Raw genomic sequence first — 14516 nt, 5'->3', positions numbered from 1 at the left:
GCTTATTCCTGCTTCAGTACCTTGGCCAGAACGATCTTCGGTCCGCGCATCTTCTTGACCACGATCTGTAGATCATCCACCAGCAGCTCTTCGTTTTCTTCCGGGACGCGCTTCAGCGTCTCGTAGATCAGTCCCGCCAGCGTGTCGGCCTCGATATGATCCAGGTCGATGCCAAGCAGGCGCTCCAGTTTGAACAGTGGCGTATCTCCCCGTACCAGCAGTTTGCCTGGCTGATAGGCGAGAATGCCGCGCTCGGTTTTGCGGTGCTCGTCCTGAATGTCACCCACCAGCACTTCCAGCACATCCTCCATGGTCAGGAAGCCCACCACCTTGTGGTCGCCTTCTTCAACCAGCACGAAATGCGCACCACCTTGGCGGAACTGGTCCAGCAGTACGTTCAGCGGCAGATAGCGTGGCACCCGCTCCAGCGGCCGCAGTATGTCGCTGAGCACGAAATGCTCAGCCAGCTGCTCGTCGCCTGCAATCGCCAGTAGCAGATCCTTGATATGCAACAGGCCAATGTAGTCGCCCTGCTCACTGTCATAGACCGGGTAGCGGCTGTACTTGTGGCGCCGAATCAGGTCGAGGATGTCGGCCAGCGAAGCATTGTGTTCCAGTTGCAGCAAGTCCTCACGGGAGTTGGCCCAGTCGGCCACTTCCAGTTCGCTCATCTCGACCGCCGAAGCAAGCACCTTGATGTCCTGGTTGGCCGGATCCAGCGCCCGGTTCGAATGCAGGATCAGCTTGAGCTCGTCGCGGCTGTAGTGGTGTTCGTGGTGGCTCCCCGGCTCGCCCTGGCCGGCCACACGCAGAATGGCGTTGGCACTGGCGTTGAGCAGGTAGATCGCGGGATACATCGCCCAGTAGAACAGGTAGAGCGGCGCGGCCGTCCACAGCGACAACAATTCGGGCTTACGAATCGCCCAGGATTTTGGGGCCAGCTCGCCGATGACGATGTGCAGGTAGGAAATGATGAAAAAAGCCGTGAAAAAGGCGATGCCATGTACAACCGCCTGGGATTGCACGCCTGCGGCGGCCAGTACCGGCTCCAACAGGTGGGCAAAGGCCGGCTCACCGACCCAGCCGAGGCCCAGCGATGCCAGGGTGATACCCAACTGACAAGCCGATAGGTAGGCGTCCAGCTGGCTGTGTACCTTGCGCAGGATATGCCCGCGCCAGCCGTGCTGCTTGGCGATCGCCTCGACCTTGGTGGAGCGCAGCTTGACCATGGCGAACTCGGCCGCCACAAAGAAGCCGTTGAGCAAGACCAGGAAAAGTGCAAACAGAATCATGCCGAAATCGGCGAAGTAGGATGAAGCGGCGTAACTAGCGGGGGAAGGGTCCATTAGGGTGTCGGGTAGTCAAAGACGGCCCAAGGATGGGGCCGCCTCGGGGTTATTTCAAGGTGCCGTTGAGGCGCCAGCTGCCGGCCGGTTGCACAGCGGTCACGGCACCGTGGCCTGGGTCAGCGGGAAATGACAGGTGAAGGTGCTGCCCTTGCCGGGCGTGCTGTTGATATCCAGACGGCCCTGATGCCGCAGCAATACGTGCTTGACGATGGCCAGGCCGAGGCCGGTGCCGCCGGTACTGCTCGCGCGGCTGGAGTCGACCCGGTAGAAGCGTTCGGTCAGACGCGGCAGGTGCTTGGGTTCGATGCCGATGCCTGAATCCTGCACGGCCAGGTGTGCACCATGTTCGTTGCACCACCAGCGGATATGCACCTTGCCATTGTGCGGCGTGTATTTCACCGCATTGAATACCAGATTGGAGAACGCGCTGCGCAGCTCACTCTCGCTGCCCTTGAGTAGCAGGGTAGGATCCGCTTCCAGGGTGATCTGGTGGTTGCGCTCGGCCGACAGCGCCAAGGCATCGCTCTTGATGGACTGCAGCAGTTTGGCGATGGCCACCGGCTGGGTATTGGTCGGTGGGTTGGTCGCTTCGAGCTTGGCCAGTAGCAGAAGATCGTTGAGCAGGAGCTGCATGCGGCTGGCCTGCTGGCTCATCTGGTTCAACGCCCGAGGCCAGCGCGGAGGCATTTCGTCGGTATGTTCGAGCATCGTTTCCAGATAGCCAGCGATCACCGTTAACGGCGTGCGCAGCTCGTGGGACACATTGGCAACGAAGTCCTTGCGCATCTGCTCCAGCAGATGCAGGCGGGTGATGTCGCGTACCACCATCAGATGCTCGCTGTTGCCGTAGCGGGTAATGGTGATCTGCAGCCAGAGGCGATCGTTGACTGGCGACGACAGCTCCAGCGGTTCCTCGTGGCGACCTTTGTCGAAATATTCTTTGAAGCTCGGATGACGCACCAGGTTGGTCACCGGATGGCCGGTATCCTGCGGTTTCTTCAGGCCCAGCAAGCGCTCCGCGGCAGGGTTCCACCATTCAAGATTGGCATCGCTGTCTAGCATGATCACCGCATCCCGGAGCGCAGTGGTTGAGCCTTGCACCCGGTCGATCACTGATTGCAACTGGGCTCGCAGACGCAGATCGCGGCGCTGGAGCTGGTACAGGTTGTCGAAAATCTCTCCCCAGATGCCATGACTGTCCGGCGGAGGCTGATCGGTTTGATCGCTCTTCAGCCACAGCAACAGGCGCCGGATCTGGTGCAGCGTCCAGCCCAGGTAACCGGTAAGGCCGATCACCAGTGCCCAGGCATATTCGCCCGTGACCAGGCCCACCAGCAGGCATCCCGCCAGTATCAACAGCAGGCGGCGCGCCAGAGCGCCTTGCCAGTCTTGATTCACCGCTAACGCTCCTTGAGGCAGCTTGAGGCCGGCCGGAAATCATCTACAACGCCAGCTCATGCCCGGCGGTTGCGGCTTGTTCAGCTCTTGGTGGAAAAACGGTAACCAGTGCCACGCACGGTTTGCACCAGGTTTTCATAGGTTTCGCCCAGTGCTTTGCGCAGGCGGCGGATATGGACATCCACCGTGCGTTCCTCGACATACACATTGCCGCCCCAGACCTGATCGAGCAACTGCCCTCGGGTGTAGGCACGCTCCTGATGGGTCATGAAGAACTGCAGCAAGCGGTATTCGGTCGGGCCCATGTCTGCGGGTGTGCCGTCGATAGTCACCCGGTGGCTGATGGGGTCCAGTAGCAGACCGCCGATCTCGATAGGTGTTTCGTTGTCGCTGGTTCCGGCGCGGCGCAGCACAGCCTTGAGGCGTGCCACCAGTTCACGAGGCGAGAAGGGTTTGGTGATGTAGTCATCGGCGCCCACTTCCAGGCCCTGGATCTTGTTGTCCTCGGCATCCTTGGCGGTGAGCATGATGATCGGTGTGTTGGCTGTCATCTCGTCGCGCTTGAGGCGCCGAGCCAGCTCGATGCCGGATGTGCCGGGCAGCATCCAGTCGAGTAGGATCAGATCCGGTTGGCGATCGATGATCAGCGCATGGGCCTGCTGGACGTTTTCCGCTTCAAGGCATTCGTAGCCGGCCATCTCCAGCGCCACCACGATCATTTCCCGAATCGGCGCTTCGTCATCGACGATCAGTATGCATTTACCGTTCATGTCCGCTCTCGGTCCGTTTTATTGTCGCTCGGCATTAGATAACGGAAATGTTGCAGCCATGTGACAGGAATTGGCGCCTCTGCGCCACAACGACTGCCGCCCAACCCCGTCTAGCAAGCGTCTCGAAGCTGCGGGGTTCGGTCATGCTGCGTGCTGGGGCGCACTAGCCCGCTCTTGTAGCGTAGTCGAGCATGATCCCCGCAAGAATCGCCAGCCCTGCCCAGTGGTTATGCAAAAAGGCCTGGAAGCACACCTGTGGCTTGCGCGAGCGAGTTTTCCAGAACTCCCAGGCAAAGCAGGCCGCGGCGATGGTCAGCCCAAGATGAAACCACTGCCCGAGCTCGAAGCGCACGCCAGCGAGAATCAGGCAGAACAGGGCGAGGCCCTGTAGCGTGCCGATGATGACCCGATCAGCCTCGCCAAACAGGATTGCCGTAGATTTGATGCCTATTTTTAGGTCGTCTTCGCGGTCGGCCATGGCGTAGTAGGTGTCGTAGCCGACCGTCCACAGCACATTGGCGATGAACAGCAGCCAGGCTTCGGGGGGCAGCTCGCCTCGCTCGGCGGTAAAGGCCATCAGCATGCCCCAGGAGAACGCCGCGCCGAGCACAACCTGTGGGTAGTAGGTGTAACGCTTCATGAATGGGTAGAGCGATGCGACACCGAGCGCGCCAAACGATAGCCAGACGGTGGTCGCGTTGGTTAGCAGGACGAGGCCGAAGCTCAGTGCGACAAGGACGGCAAAGAGGATCCAGGCCTCCTTCGAGGTGACCCTGCCCGTCGCGAGCGGACGGCCCTTGGTACGGCTGACGTGCCCGTCCAGGTTGCGGTCGGCGAAATCATTGATTACGCAGCCGGCGGCACGCATGAGGATCACGCCAAGCACAAAGATTGCGACGTTTTTCACGCTGGGCGACCCCTCGCCGGCGATCCACAGCGCCCAGAGCGTTGGCCACAGCAGTAGATAGGTGCCAATCGGGCGATCCAGGCGCATCAGCTGGATAAAGTCCCAGGCGCGCGGATGAAGGCGATTGCTCGATTGCAGAAGCTTTTGATACATCGGCGGGGCTCCGGTCGGTGAGCGGCGGTTACGGGCAGTCTGTGCCGCGTTCAGGTGGTGATCCGTGCGGCCTGCCACAGTGCTGGCAGAAACACTTCGGTCACCAGCACGCGCAGCTTGTCCTGGCTGAAACAGGAACGGCGCGCCCACAGCTGCGATTGGCGAACATCCTGCGGCAACCAGGCGGCCGGGTAGCGTCGAGCTTGCAGTGGGCCGCGGCTGAACGCCGGGTCGCTGAACAGCAGTTCGCCGAGCGAGCGGCTACCCAGGTGTGGCAGATCCAGTCCGGACTGTTCCAGGGCCTGGCGGGCGGCGACACTGCGGGCGAATACCCAGGGCTCATGGTGGCCACGTAGATAGACCTCGCGAACCCAGCCTTCACTCCCTTCAGCTACGTCCAGCGCGGCGCATTCGTCAGCGCGCATGACCTGCCAGCCTTCATTCAGGGGCTCGACGCTGAACGCGCCGTCGGCCAGCTCGGTCAGGCGACGGGTGAGCGACCCCTTGTCGAGGTAAAGCCAGTCGTGCAGATCAGGTGCGGGTGGGGCGCAAAGGCGGTCGGCAGGCAGCCAGGCTTGAGAATCGGGCACGGGCGGTAACAGGTAGCGGAAAGAGGCGGCCAGTCTAGCATGGGGGCTATTAGCAGGCTTAAAGGCGTAGGGTTTGCCTTGGGCACCAAGACCGTTTAGCACTGCGACGTGAGCGCTCGAGGTTGAGCGCCTTGTTGACCGAAGCGTCGGCGTCTGAGCGCATGTCACAGTTTCACGGGTGGCGTGAGCCCCGCCTTGCAGCCTGTGCCGTAGGCGGGGCTTGGTGCGAACCGAGTCCTAGGATGGGGTTAGCTTTGCTGGAACAGGCTCCGCAGGATCTGCGCAAGCTCGGATATGTTTTTATGAACGGCGGGATTGAACTGCTCACCAAGGGCGTAGGTGCGCCATTCCGCCTCTGCCATATCATTTAGGCGGTCCAGCTCCTTCTCCAGGGTGTCCAGGCGCTGCTGAGCCTGCTGCAGGTTCTGCTTGTTGACGTTCATGCCGTCCATGTCTTGCAGTGCCTGAACCAAGTCCTCGACGGTTTCCTGCAAGTCATCCACCTGATTCACGACGTCGGCGCTGTCGATTTCCTGCATCTTCTGACTTGATGCGCCGCTGAGCATTTTCGCCACTTCGTCCAAGTTGCTGGCCAGCTCGTTGACCTGTTTGCTTACGCTGACCTTGTAGTCCTCGCCTCGTATCCAGGCGGTCCACTTATCGTCAGTACGCTCGGCTTTTTCGTCCAGCCTGTGCTCCATCTGCTGATTGAGCTGTTGTTCCATCTGCGCCAGCTTGCCGTCGCTCTGCTGCCAGTTGGTCACGCCCATGGATACCCCGGACTGGCGCAGCGAGCCGATCAGATCGGCAACGTTCTCGCGAACATCGTCAACGGCATCAACGACATTATGGCCAACTCGAATGGATGCGCCTGCCTGCTGCGTCTGCATGCCCTTTTGCGTCTCTTGGGCGGCGGCGGGCAGCGCTAGGCTGGCGGCCATCAGGGCGGTGGCGAGTGCTAGTGGCTTCTTGTTCAATGCGTTCATCGTTCATTCCTCACAGGTAATGGTTGGGGTTTTGCTGAGCAATCACGGTTTAGTCGTCAGGCGCCTGATCGCTCCGGCTGGCGAGACGGGGGTGATTGTTTCGCACGGGTCCTCCTCAGTAAGGGCGCTATCAAGCCCGGTGCTTCCAGGGGCTATCACTCGGTGTCGACGTCCACGTTAGGAAGTGGCACGGATCGTTCTTTGATACCGACATCGACGTCAGCGTCTTTAACGTCGTACTCAGGCATGTTGCCGCCCTGCACATCTACGTCGGGCAACTGACCGGATTCTTCCTTCTCGATGGTGCAACCACCTACTCCGAGCATGAGCGCAAGCAGGCTGCTGCCGAGTGCAAATTTGGCTGATCTGTTCATGCAACATTCCTCCGAATGACTGGCTAAAGACGCGGAATTGCCGAAGCGGCAGCGCATATGCGCAACCTGTGACGGTTCGTCCGCGCTTAATAAAGTCGACAGGGAGCGTCTTTCACAGTTCAGCAATTAGTCGGAGCCAGCCACGACCGGTGCGCGCGCTGGACTACAGGGCTGACAGCCCTTGGGAGCAGCGCAGGGAGTCATGCATCGGAGGGATGGGCAGGGTCGGCGGATATTTCCTGGCGTCTGGTAGCGTGCTTTGAGGACTCAATTGTTTCTGCCGGGGTGGTCGTCAGCCCCAGCCTTCCAGGCGCATAGTCGCCCGCACCAGCCGCTGCTCCTCTTGTTCGATCTCCTTGAGGTTGTCGCGAATGCCGTGGATATGGTCTCTCGCGGCGCGCTGGGCCTGATCCGGCAGGCGCTCGGTAATGGCGTGAAATAGCCGCGAGTGCTGCCGGTCGATCTGCCGCTTCTGCATCGGTCGGTGATAGAGGTTGTTCACCGAGGCGAACACGGTGGAGAGCATCAGATCGGTCAGCGACTGCAGCGTATGCACCAGCACCGGGTTGTGCGACGCCTCGCTGACGGCCAGGTGAAAGGCGTGGTCGAGGCGTGCATGCTCGCGCGGGTCGGCCTCTTCAGTGGTGTGCGCGGCGAGCATTTCCTCGTAGCGACGGCGCAGCAGGATGAAGTCGGCATCAGTGCCGCGCAGCGCGGCCAGCCGGGCCGATTCGCCTTCGAGCAAGGCGCGGACCTCAAGTAGGTCGTAGAGGGTGCGCGGCTGCGAGTTGAACAGGTGCATCAGTGGGCTCGCGTCCTGCTCACCGGACAGCTTTGCCACATGGGAGCCTCGCCCTTGGGCGGTCTCGATTATCCCGCGGCTGCGCAGCACGCGCAGCCCTTCGCGAAGTGCCGAGCGCGATATGCCCAGCTTTTCGCACAGGCGCCGTTCCGATGGTAGCGCCTGCCCAACCTTGAGCACGCCGTCGACGATCAGGCGCTCTATACGCTCGGCTACTACGTCCGACAGCTGGCGGCGATCCTGGGTGTTTTCAATCAGCATGGTGGGCTCCGTTACTGGTAGGACCAGTTGGCCGGATCTTACAACAACTTTGAAACGCTCCGCTAAAGGCCCGTATATCCGGTGCTTGTGGCCATTCCCGCTGAAAGGCTAATGAAAGAAACTGGTAGGACCAGTGGTTTTTAGTGTGGACGGCAGGAAGGTGTCGGGCTAATGATGCGTCAAACCACCGCAGCTGGCCGTGCGCGCGGTGAACAATGAGAGCACCGACTGCCATGAATATCCTCTACGACGAACGCGTCGATGGTGAGCTGCCCAAGGTCGACAAAGCGGCATTGCTTGCCGACCTCAAGGCGCAATTGCCCGACATGGACATTCTCCATCGCGGCGAAGACCTCAAGCCTTATGAGTGCGATGGCCTTTCCGCTTACCGCACCACGCCGATGCTGGTCGTGCTGCCCGAGCGCATCGAGCAGGTCGAAACCCTACTGAAGATTGCCCACAAGCGCGGCGTGCCGGTTGTGGCGCGAGGCGCGGGAACCGGGTTGTCGGGCGGTGCGTTGCCGCTGGAGCAGGGCATCCTTCTGGTCATGGCGCGCTTCAACAAGATTCTCGAAGTCGACCCGGCCGGTCGCTTCGCCCGCGTCCAGCCTGGCGTGCGTAATCTGGCGATTTCCCAAGCGGCGGCGCCCTATGACCTTTATTACGCCCCGGATCCCTCGTCACAGATCGCCTGCTCCATCGGCGGCAACGTCGCCGAGAACGCCGGTGGTGTGCACTGCCTGAAATACGGGCTGACGGTGCATAACCTGCTCAAGGTCGAGATCCTCACCGTCGAGGGCGAGCGCATGGTGCTGGGCTCAGACGCGCTGGACTCACCCGGCTTCGACCTGCTGGCGCTGTTCACCGGTTCCGAAGGCATGCTCGGCATCGTCACCGAGGTCACGGTCAAGCTGCTGCCCAAGCCGCAGGTGGCCAAGGTGCTGCTGGCGGCATTCGATTCGGTGGAAAAGGCCGGCCGAGCGGTCGGCGACATCATCGCCGCCGGCATCATCCCTGGTGGCTTGGAGATGATGGACAACCTGTCGATCCGCGCCGCCGAAGACTTTATCCACGCCGGCTATCCGGTTGACGCCGAGGCGATTTTGCTCTGCGAGCTGGATGGTGTCGAAGCCGATGTGCACGACGACTGCGCCCGTGTGGGCGAGGTGCTCAAGCTGGCCGGCGCCACCGAGGTACGGCTGGCCAAGGATGAGGCCGAGCGCGTCAAGTTCTGGGCCGGACGCAAGAACGCCTTCCCGGCGGTCGGGCGGATTTCGCCAGACTACTACTGCATGGACGGCACCATCCCGCGCCGCGAGCTGCCGGGTGTACTCAAGGGCATCAGTGATCTTTCCGACGAATACGGTCTGCGTGTGGCCAACGTGTTCCACGCCGGTGACGGCAACATGCACCCGCTGATCCTCTTCGATGCCAACACCGAAGGCGAGCTGGAGCGCGCCGAGGCGCTGGGCGGCAAGATTCTGGAACTCTGCGTCAAGGTGGGTGGTTCGATTACCGGCGAACACGGTGTCGGTCGCGAGAAGATCAACCAGATGTGCGCTCAGTTCAACGCTGACGAGCTGACCCTGTTCCACGCCGTGAAAGCGGCGTTCGACCCCAGCGGTCTGCTCAACCCCGGTAAGAACATCCCGACACTGCATCGCTGCGCCGAATTCGGCGGCATGCACGTGCATGGCGGGCAATTGCCCTTCCCTGAACTGGAGCGCTTCTGATGACGGTTTCCTTCGACGACAGCCAGCAGCTGCTCGACCAGGTCAACCAGGCGTTGGCCAGCAATACCCCGCTGCGCATTCAGGGCGGCGGTAGCAAGGCGTTTCTCGGCCGCGAGGTGCAGGGCACGCTGCTCGACACCCGCGCCCATCGCGGCATCGTCACCTATGACCCTACCGAACTGGTGGTTAGCGTTCGCGCCGGCACCCCCTTGGCGGAGCTGGAAGCCGCGCTCGACGAGGCCAACCAGATGCTGCCGTGCGAACCGCCGCATCTGGGCGAAGGCGCCACAGTTGGCGGCATGATCGCCGCTGGCCTGTCCGGTCCGCGCCGGCCCTGGAGCGGCTCGGTACGAGACTTTGTGCTCGGCACGCGCGTAATCACTGGCCTCGGTAAACACTTGCGTTTCGGCGGCGAAGTGATGAAGAACGTCGCCGGCTATGACCTGTCGCGCTTGATGGCTGGCAGCTTCGGCTGTCTTGGCGTGATCACTGAAGTCTCGCTGAAGGTGCTGCCCAAGCCGCGTCTGTGCCGCAGCTTGCGCGTGGAGATGCCGGTCGAGCGTGCACTGCTCAAGCTCGCCGAGTGGGGACAGCAACCGGTGCCGATCACGGCGGCGAGCCATGACGGACAGGCGCTGCATCTGCGTCTCGAAGGCGGCGAAGGCTCGGTTAACGCCGCTTGCGACCGTATCGGTGGCGAGACGCTGGACGTTGGCTACTGGAATGAACTGCGCGAACAGCGCCTGGGCTTCTTCGGTGACGCCCGTCCGCTGTGGCGTCTGTCGCTGCCTACCGATACCCCGGTGCTGGCGCTACCCGGCGAGCAGCTGATTGACTGGGCCGGCGCCCAGCGCTGGCTGAAATCCGATGCCGATGCGCAAACCATTCCCGCCATCGTCAGTGAAGTCGGGGGGCATGCGATCTGCTTTACCGCTGGCGCGACCACCAGCCCGTTTCAGCCATTGGGTGAGCCGCTGCTGCGTTACCACCGCCAGCTCAAAACGGCGCTCGACCCGCAGGGGGTTTTCAATCCCGGCCGCATGTATTCCGAGGTCTAGACCTAACTATGCAAACGAATCTGAGTGAGGCCGCGAAGAAGCTGCCACGGGCGGAGGAGGCCGAAAGCATCCTCCGTTCCTGTGTGCATTGTGGCTTCTGCAACGCCACTTGCCCGACCTACCAGTTGCTTGGCGATGAGCTGGATGGCCCGCGTGGGCGCATCTATCTGATGAAGCAGATGTTCGAAGGCGGCGAAGTTACCGAGGCCACCCAGACCCATCTGGACCGCTGCCTGACCTGCCGCAACTGCGAAACCACCTGCCCGTCCGGCGTGCAGTACCACAACCTGCTGGACATCGGTCGTGACTTCATGGAACAGCAGGTGCCGCGCTCGGCGGGCGAACGCCTGCTGCGCACCGGCCTGCGCACCGTGATTCCGCGCCCAGGTCTGTTCAAGGCGCTGCTGGGTGCCGGTAACACGCTGCGTCCGTTGATGCCGGCGACGCTCAAGGCGCACATGCCACGCCAGGTCACCCCGGCCAAGCCGCGGCCCCAGGTGTTGCACGCACGCCGCGTGCTGATCCTTGAAGGCTGCGTGCAGCCGAGCCTGTCGCCGAACACCAATGCCGCCACGGCGCGCGTGCTTGATCGCCTCGGCATCAGCGTGACGACAGCGCGCGAAGCCGGCTGCTGCGGTGCCGTGGACTATCACCTGAACGCCCAGGAAGCCGGCCTCGACCGCGCGCGCCGCAACATCGACGCCTGGTGGCCCGCCATCGAAGGCGGCGCCGAAGCCATCGTTCAGACCGCCAGTGGTTGCGGTGCCTTCATTAAGGACTATGGTCATCTGCTGCGAGGCGATCCGGCGTACGCGACCAAGGCCGCGCGGGTCAGCGAGCTGGCCAAGGATCTGGTGGAAGTGATGCGCAGCGCCGAGCTGGAACGGCTCAAGGTCGAGACCGACAAGCGCATGGCCTTTCATTGCCCGTGCACCCTGCAGCACGCACAGAAACTCGGCGGCGCGGTCGAAGACGTGCTCACCCGGCTCGGCTTCCATCTCACCGCGGTACCGGATGCGCATCTGTGCTGCGGTTCTGCAGGCAGCTATTCGATCACCCAGCCGGAGATCTCTCACCAGCTGCGCGACAACAAGCTCAACGCGTTGGAAAGCGGCAAGCCGGAAGTCATCGTCACCGCCAACATCGGTTGCCAGACGCACCTCGACGGCGCCGGGCGGACACCGGTGCGGCACTGGATCGAAATCGTCGAGGAGGCGATGCAATAAACACAATTATTGACCGTTAGGATGGACCGGGTGCGCTCTGCGTTAGATCACCATCTCAGCTGACCTGAGCCATTTGGTGGGCTAAAGCCCACCCTACAGGTTTGACGGAATCGCCTAATAGGCGGATGCGGCGAGGCGTGAACAGGCCCCGGACAGGAGCTGCAAAAGCGCCCCGACGTAGGGTGGGCTTTAGCCAACCAGCCAGCTGCCTGACGAATTTTTTGATGAGCTGGATCGGAGCGGCAACGGCCCACCCGACATAGCGAACAACCGAATATCAAGACAGGAGAAACCATGAAAACCAAAGCCATGCTGACCCAGACCGAAGTGACCGCCATTTTGGCCGCCGCGCGCAGCGAAGCGCAGAACAACGGCTGGGCCGTGACCATTGTGGTTGCTGACGACGGCGGCCATCCGTTGGCGCTGGAACGTCTGGACGGCTGTGCGCCGATCGCCTCCTACATCGCCACTGAGAAAGCGCGCAGCGCCGCGGTGGGTCGTCGCGAAACCAAGGGCTACGAGGACATGGTCAACGGCGGCCGCAATGCTTTCCTGTCCGCGCCGGTGGTCTGCTCGCTGGAAGGTGGTGTGCCGGTGATCGTCGATGGGCAGGTAATCGGTTCGGTCGGCGTCTCCGGTGTGACCGCTGCTCAAGATGCACAGGTCGCCAAGGCCGGCGTCGCCGCTGTCGCCAACTGATTCGGATAGGAGAACAACATGACCGAGCGTGTAACCCTGGGCCGTCTGCAAGTCGCGGCCAACCTGCAACGCTTTATCGAAGACGAAGTATTGCTGGGCACCGGCGTCGAGGCGGCCGCTTTCTGGAGTGGTTTCGACCAGCTGGTGCATGACCTGGCGCCGAAGAACCGTGCCCTGCTTGCCGAGCGCGACCGCCTGCAAGTCGAGCTGGACAACTGGCACCGCAGCCATCCCGGCTCGATCAGCGACATGCCGGCCTACCGCAGTTTTCTCGAGTCCATCGGCTACCTGCAGCCCGAGCCGGGCGAGGTGAAGATCAGCACCAGCAACGTCGACAGCGAAATCGCCACCCAGGCCGGCCCGCAGTTGGTGGTGCCGATCGGCAATGCGCGCTATGCACTGAACGCCGCCAACGCCCGCTGGGGCTCGCTGTATGACGCGCTCTACGGCACCGACGCCATCAGCGAAGAGAACGGCGCGCAGAAAGGCCCCGGCTACAACGAAGTACGTGGTGCCAAGGTCATCGCCTTCGCGCGCAACTTCCTCGATCAGGCCGCGCCGCTGGCCGAAGGCAGTCATGCGGATTCGGTCAGCTACCGTGTGCAGAATGGCGAGCTCAAGGTCACCCTGGAAAACGGCAGTGTCACCGCGCTTAAACAACCCGAGAAGTTTGTTGGCTTCCAGGGCGAAGCAGTCGAGCCGACTGCGATTCTGCTGAAGAACAACGGGCTGCACGTCGAAATCCAGATCGATCCGAACAGCTCCATCGGCCAGACCGATGCCGCTGGGGTTAAGGATCTGCTGCTGGAAGCCGCCGTCACCACCATCATGGATTGCGAAGACTCAACCGCCGCGGTCGATGCCGACGACAAGGTTTTGGTCTACCGCAACTGGCTGGGCCTGATGAAGGGTGATCTGGTCGAAGATATGGAGAAGGGCGGCAAGCGCATCACCCGCCGCCTGAACGAAGATCGCGAGTACACCGCCGCTGATGGCTCCAACCTGAAGCTGCATGGCCGCTCGCTGCTGTTCATCCGTAACGTCGGTCACCTGATGACCAACCCGGCGATCATCGATGGCGAAGGTCACGAGATCCCCGAAGGCATCATGGACGGTGTGGTCACCAGCCTGATCGCCAAACATGACCAGCAGCGCAAGGGCAACTCGCGCACCGGCTCGATGTACATCGTCAAACCGAAGATGCACGGCCCCGCTGAAGTCGCGTTCACCGATGAGTTGTTCGGCCGCGTCGAAGACCTCATCGGTCTGCCGCGTCATACGCTGAAGGTCGGCATCATGGACGAGGAGCGCCGTACCAGCGTCAACCTCAAGGCCTGTATCGGCGCGGCGAAAAACCGTGTGGCCTTCATTAACACCGGCTTCCTTGATCGCACTGGCGACGAGATGCACACCATCATGGAAGCCGGCGCCGTGCTGCGTAAGGGCGACATGAAGAGCACCGCCTGGATCCAGGCCTACGAGCGCAACAACGTGCTGGTCGGTCTGAACTGCGGGCTGCGTGGCAAGGCGCAGATTGGCAAGGGAATGTGGGCCATGCCGGACCTGATGGCCGCCATGCTCGAGCAGAAGATTGGTCATCCCAAGGCCGGTGCCAACACCGCCTGGGTGCCGTCGCCGACGGGTGCGACGCTGCATGCGCTGCACTACCACCAGGTCGATGTGCAAGCCGTTCAGGCTGACTTGGAAAAGGTCGATCTCGCCGCCGAGCGCGACAAGCTAACCAACGATCTGCTGACCATCCCGGTCGCGCCCCAGCGCAACTGGTCGACCGACGAGATTCAGCAGGAACTGGACAACAACTGCCAGGGCATCCTCGGCTACGTGGTGCGTTGGGTCGAGCAGGGCGTCGGTTGCTCCAAGGTGCCGGACATCCATGACGTCGGCCTGATGGAAGACCGCGCCACGCTGCGTATCTCCAGCCAGCACCTGGCCAACTGGCTGCATCACGGTGTGGTCGATGAAGCGCAGGTGCGCGAGACCCTGGAACGCATGGCCAAGGTGGTCGATCAGCAGAACGCCGGCGATCCGGCCTATCGCTCGATGGCTGCCGACTATGCGGGTTCGGCTGCTTTCCAGGCGGCCTGTGACTTGGTGTTCAAGGGCCGCGAGCAGCCCAGCGGTTATACCGAGCCGCTGCTGCATGCCTGGCGTCAGCGCTTCAAGCAGCAGGTCGGTTGAACGGCATCAGC

13 protein-coding genes are annotated in these 14516 nt (G+C 62.1%); 5 read left to right on the top strand and 8 right to left on the bottom strand.

Translation table 11 applies throughout. The features are described 5' to 3' along the window. Positions 1 to 2: 2 nt before the first annotated feature. From ACIGHL_RS13780 to glcC, 8 genes are all read right to left on the bottom strand, one after another. Entirely contained in the window at positions 3 to 1346 is a 1344-nt protein-coding gene (locus tag ACIGHL_RS13780) for a hemolysin family protein (protein WP_045431221.1), read from the bottom strand. A 99-nt stretch (positions 1347 to 1445) separates the two neighbouring features. Continuing rightward, entirely contained in the window at positions 1446 to 2747 is a 1302-nt protein-coding gene (gene phoR, locus ACIGHL_RS13775) for a phosphate regulon sensor histidine kinase PhoR (protein ID WP_128120190.1), read from the bottom strand. Positions 2748 to 2827: 80 nt separating this feature from the next. Beyond that, positions 2828 to 3517 carry a phosphate regulon transcriptional regulator PhoB gene (phoB, locus tag ACIGHL_RS13770; protein ID WP_046162997.1) on the bottom strand — a complete coding sequence of 230 codons (690 nt, stop codon included), beginning with the start codon at positions 3515 to 3517 and terminating at the stop codon, positions 2828 to 2830. Positions 3518 to 3680: 163 nt separating this feature from the next. Further along, positions 3681 to 4577: a 4-hydroxybenzoate octaprenyltransferase gene (gene ubiA, locus ACIGHL_RS13765; protein WP_128120191.1), complete on the bottom strand. Its 897-nt coding sequence runs from the start codon at positions 4575 to 4577 to the stop codon at positions 3681 to 3683. A 50-nt stretch (positions 4578 to 4627) separates the two neighbouring features. Next, entirely contained in the window at positions 4628 to 5167 is a 540-nt protein-coding gene (locus ACIGHL_RS13760) for a chorismate--pyruvate lyase family protein (RefSeq protein WP_082082158.1), read from the bottom strand. A 248-nt stretch (positions 5168 to 5415) separates the two neighbouring features. Continuing rightward, positions 5416 to 6153 (bottom strand): hypothetical protein, encoded by a 738-nt coding sequence (locus ACIGHL_RS13755; protein WP_216706995.1) that lies wholly within the window; start codon positions 6151 to 6153, stop codon positions 5416 to 5418. Between the two features lie 155 nt (positions 6154 to 6308). After that, positions 6309 to 6527, bottom strand: coding sequence for a hypothetical protein (locus ACIGHL_RS13750; protein WP_128120193.1), 219 nt, complete (start codon positions 6525 to 6527; stop codon positions 6309 to 6311). Between the two features lie 292 nt (positions 6528 to 6819). Beyond that, positions 6820 to 7590 (bottom strand): transcriptional regulator GlcC, encoded by a 771-nt coding sequence (glcC, locus tag ACIGHL_RS13745; protein ID WP_045431204.1) that lies wholly within the window; start codon positions 7588 to 7590, stop codon positions 6820 to 6822. Between the two features lie 233 nt (positions 7591 to 7823). Here glcC and glcD point away from each other — a divergent pair, with 233 nt between their 5' ends. From glcD to ACIGHL_RS13720, 5 genes are all read left to right on the top strand, one after another. Beyond that, complete coding sequence (gene glcD, locus ACIGHL_RS13740; RefSeq protein ID WP_128120194.1) at positions 7824 to 9323, top strand: glycolate oxidase subunit GlcD; 1500 nt, start codon at positions 7824 to 7826, stop codon at positions 9321 to 9323. After that, complete coding sequence (gene glcE / locus ACIGHL_RS13735; protein ID WP_128120195.1) at positions 9323 to 10381, top strand: glycolate oxidase subunit GlcE; 1059 nt, start codon at positions 9323 to 9325, stop codon at positions 10379 to 10381. The genes glcD and glcE overlap by 1 nt, the downstream gene beginning before the upstream one ends. 8 nt (positions 10382 to 10389) lie before the next feature. Then, positions 10390 to 11607: a glycolate oxidase subunit GlcF gene (gene glcF / locus ACIGHL_RS13730; protein WP_128120196.1), complete on the top strand. Its 1218-nt coding sequence runs from the start codon at positions 10390 to 10392 to the stop codon at positions 11605 to 11607. A gap of 294 nt (positions 11608 to 11901) precedes the next feature. Then, the gene (locus tag ACIGHL_RS13725) at positions 11902 to 12306 is read left to right on the top strand and encodes a heme-binding protein (RefSeq protein WP_045160358.1); all 405 of its coding nucleotides are present in this window, start codon (positions 11902 to 11904) and stop codon (positions 12304 to 12306) included. Between the two features lie 18 nt (positions 12307 to 12324). Continuing rightward, positions 12325 to 14505 (top strand): malate synthase G, encoded by a 2181-nt coding sequence (locus tag ACIGHL_RS13720; protein WP_128120197.1) that lies wholly within the window; start codon positions 12325 to 12327, stop codon positions 14503 to 14505. Positions 14506 to 14516 lie beyond the last annotated feature (11 nt).

The organism is Pseudomonas sp. NPDC077451 (assembly GCF_044543345.1).
Taxonomy (GTDB): domain Bacteria; phylum Pseudomonadota; class Gammaproteobacteria; order Pseudomonadales; family Pseudomonadaceae; genus Stutzerimonas.
This window is presented reverse-complemented; position numbering and strand designations above follow the sequence as displayed.

Bases quoted from the DNA above. Each gene is read 5' to 3' on its own strand.
- ACIGHL_RS13780 (WP_045431221.1), bottom strand. From the start codon at position 1,346: ATGGACCCTTCCCCCGCTAGTTACGCCGCTTCATCCTACTTCGCCGAT.
- phoB (WP_046162997.1), bottom strand. From the start codon at position 3,517: ATGAACGGTAAATGCATACTGATCGTCGATGACGAAGCGCCGATTCGG.
- ubiA (WP_128120191.1), bottom strand. From the start codon at position 4,577: ATGTATCAAAAGCTTCTGCAATCGAGCAATCGCCTTCATCCGCGCGCC.
- ACIGHL_RS13755 (WP_216706995.1), bottom strand. From the start codon at position 6,153: ATGAACGCATTGAACAAGAAGCCACTAGCACTCGCCACCGCCCTGATG.
- ACIGHL_RS13750 (WP_128120193.1), bottom strand. From the start codon at position 6,527: ATGAACAGATCAGCCAAATTTGCACTCGGCAGCAGCCTGCTTGCGCTC.
- glcC (WP_045431204.1), bottom strand. From the start codon at position 7,590: ATGCTGATTGAAAACACCCAGGATCGCCGCCAGCTGTCGGACGTAGTA.
- glcD (WP_128120194.1), top strand. From the start codon at position 7,824: ATGAATATCCTCTACGACGAACGCGTCGATGGTGAGCTGCCCAAGGTC.
- glcE (WP_128120195.1), top strand. From the start codon at position 9,323: ATGACGGTTTCCTTCGACGACAGCCAGCAGCTGCTCGACCAGGTCAAC.
- glcF (WP_128120196.1), top strand. From the start codon at position 10,390: ATGCAAACGAATCTGAGTGAGGCCGCGAAGAAGCTGCCACGGGCGGAG.
- ACIGHL_RS13725 (WP_045160358.1), top strand. From the start codon at position 11,902: ATGAAAACCAAAGCCATGCTGACCCAGACCGAAGTGACCGCCATTTTG.
- ACIGHL_RS13720 (WP_128120197.1), top strand. From the start codon at position 12,325: ATGACCGAGCGTGTAACCCTGGGCCGTCTGCAAGTCGCGGCCAACCTG.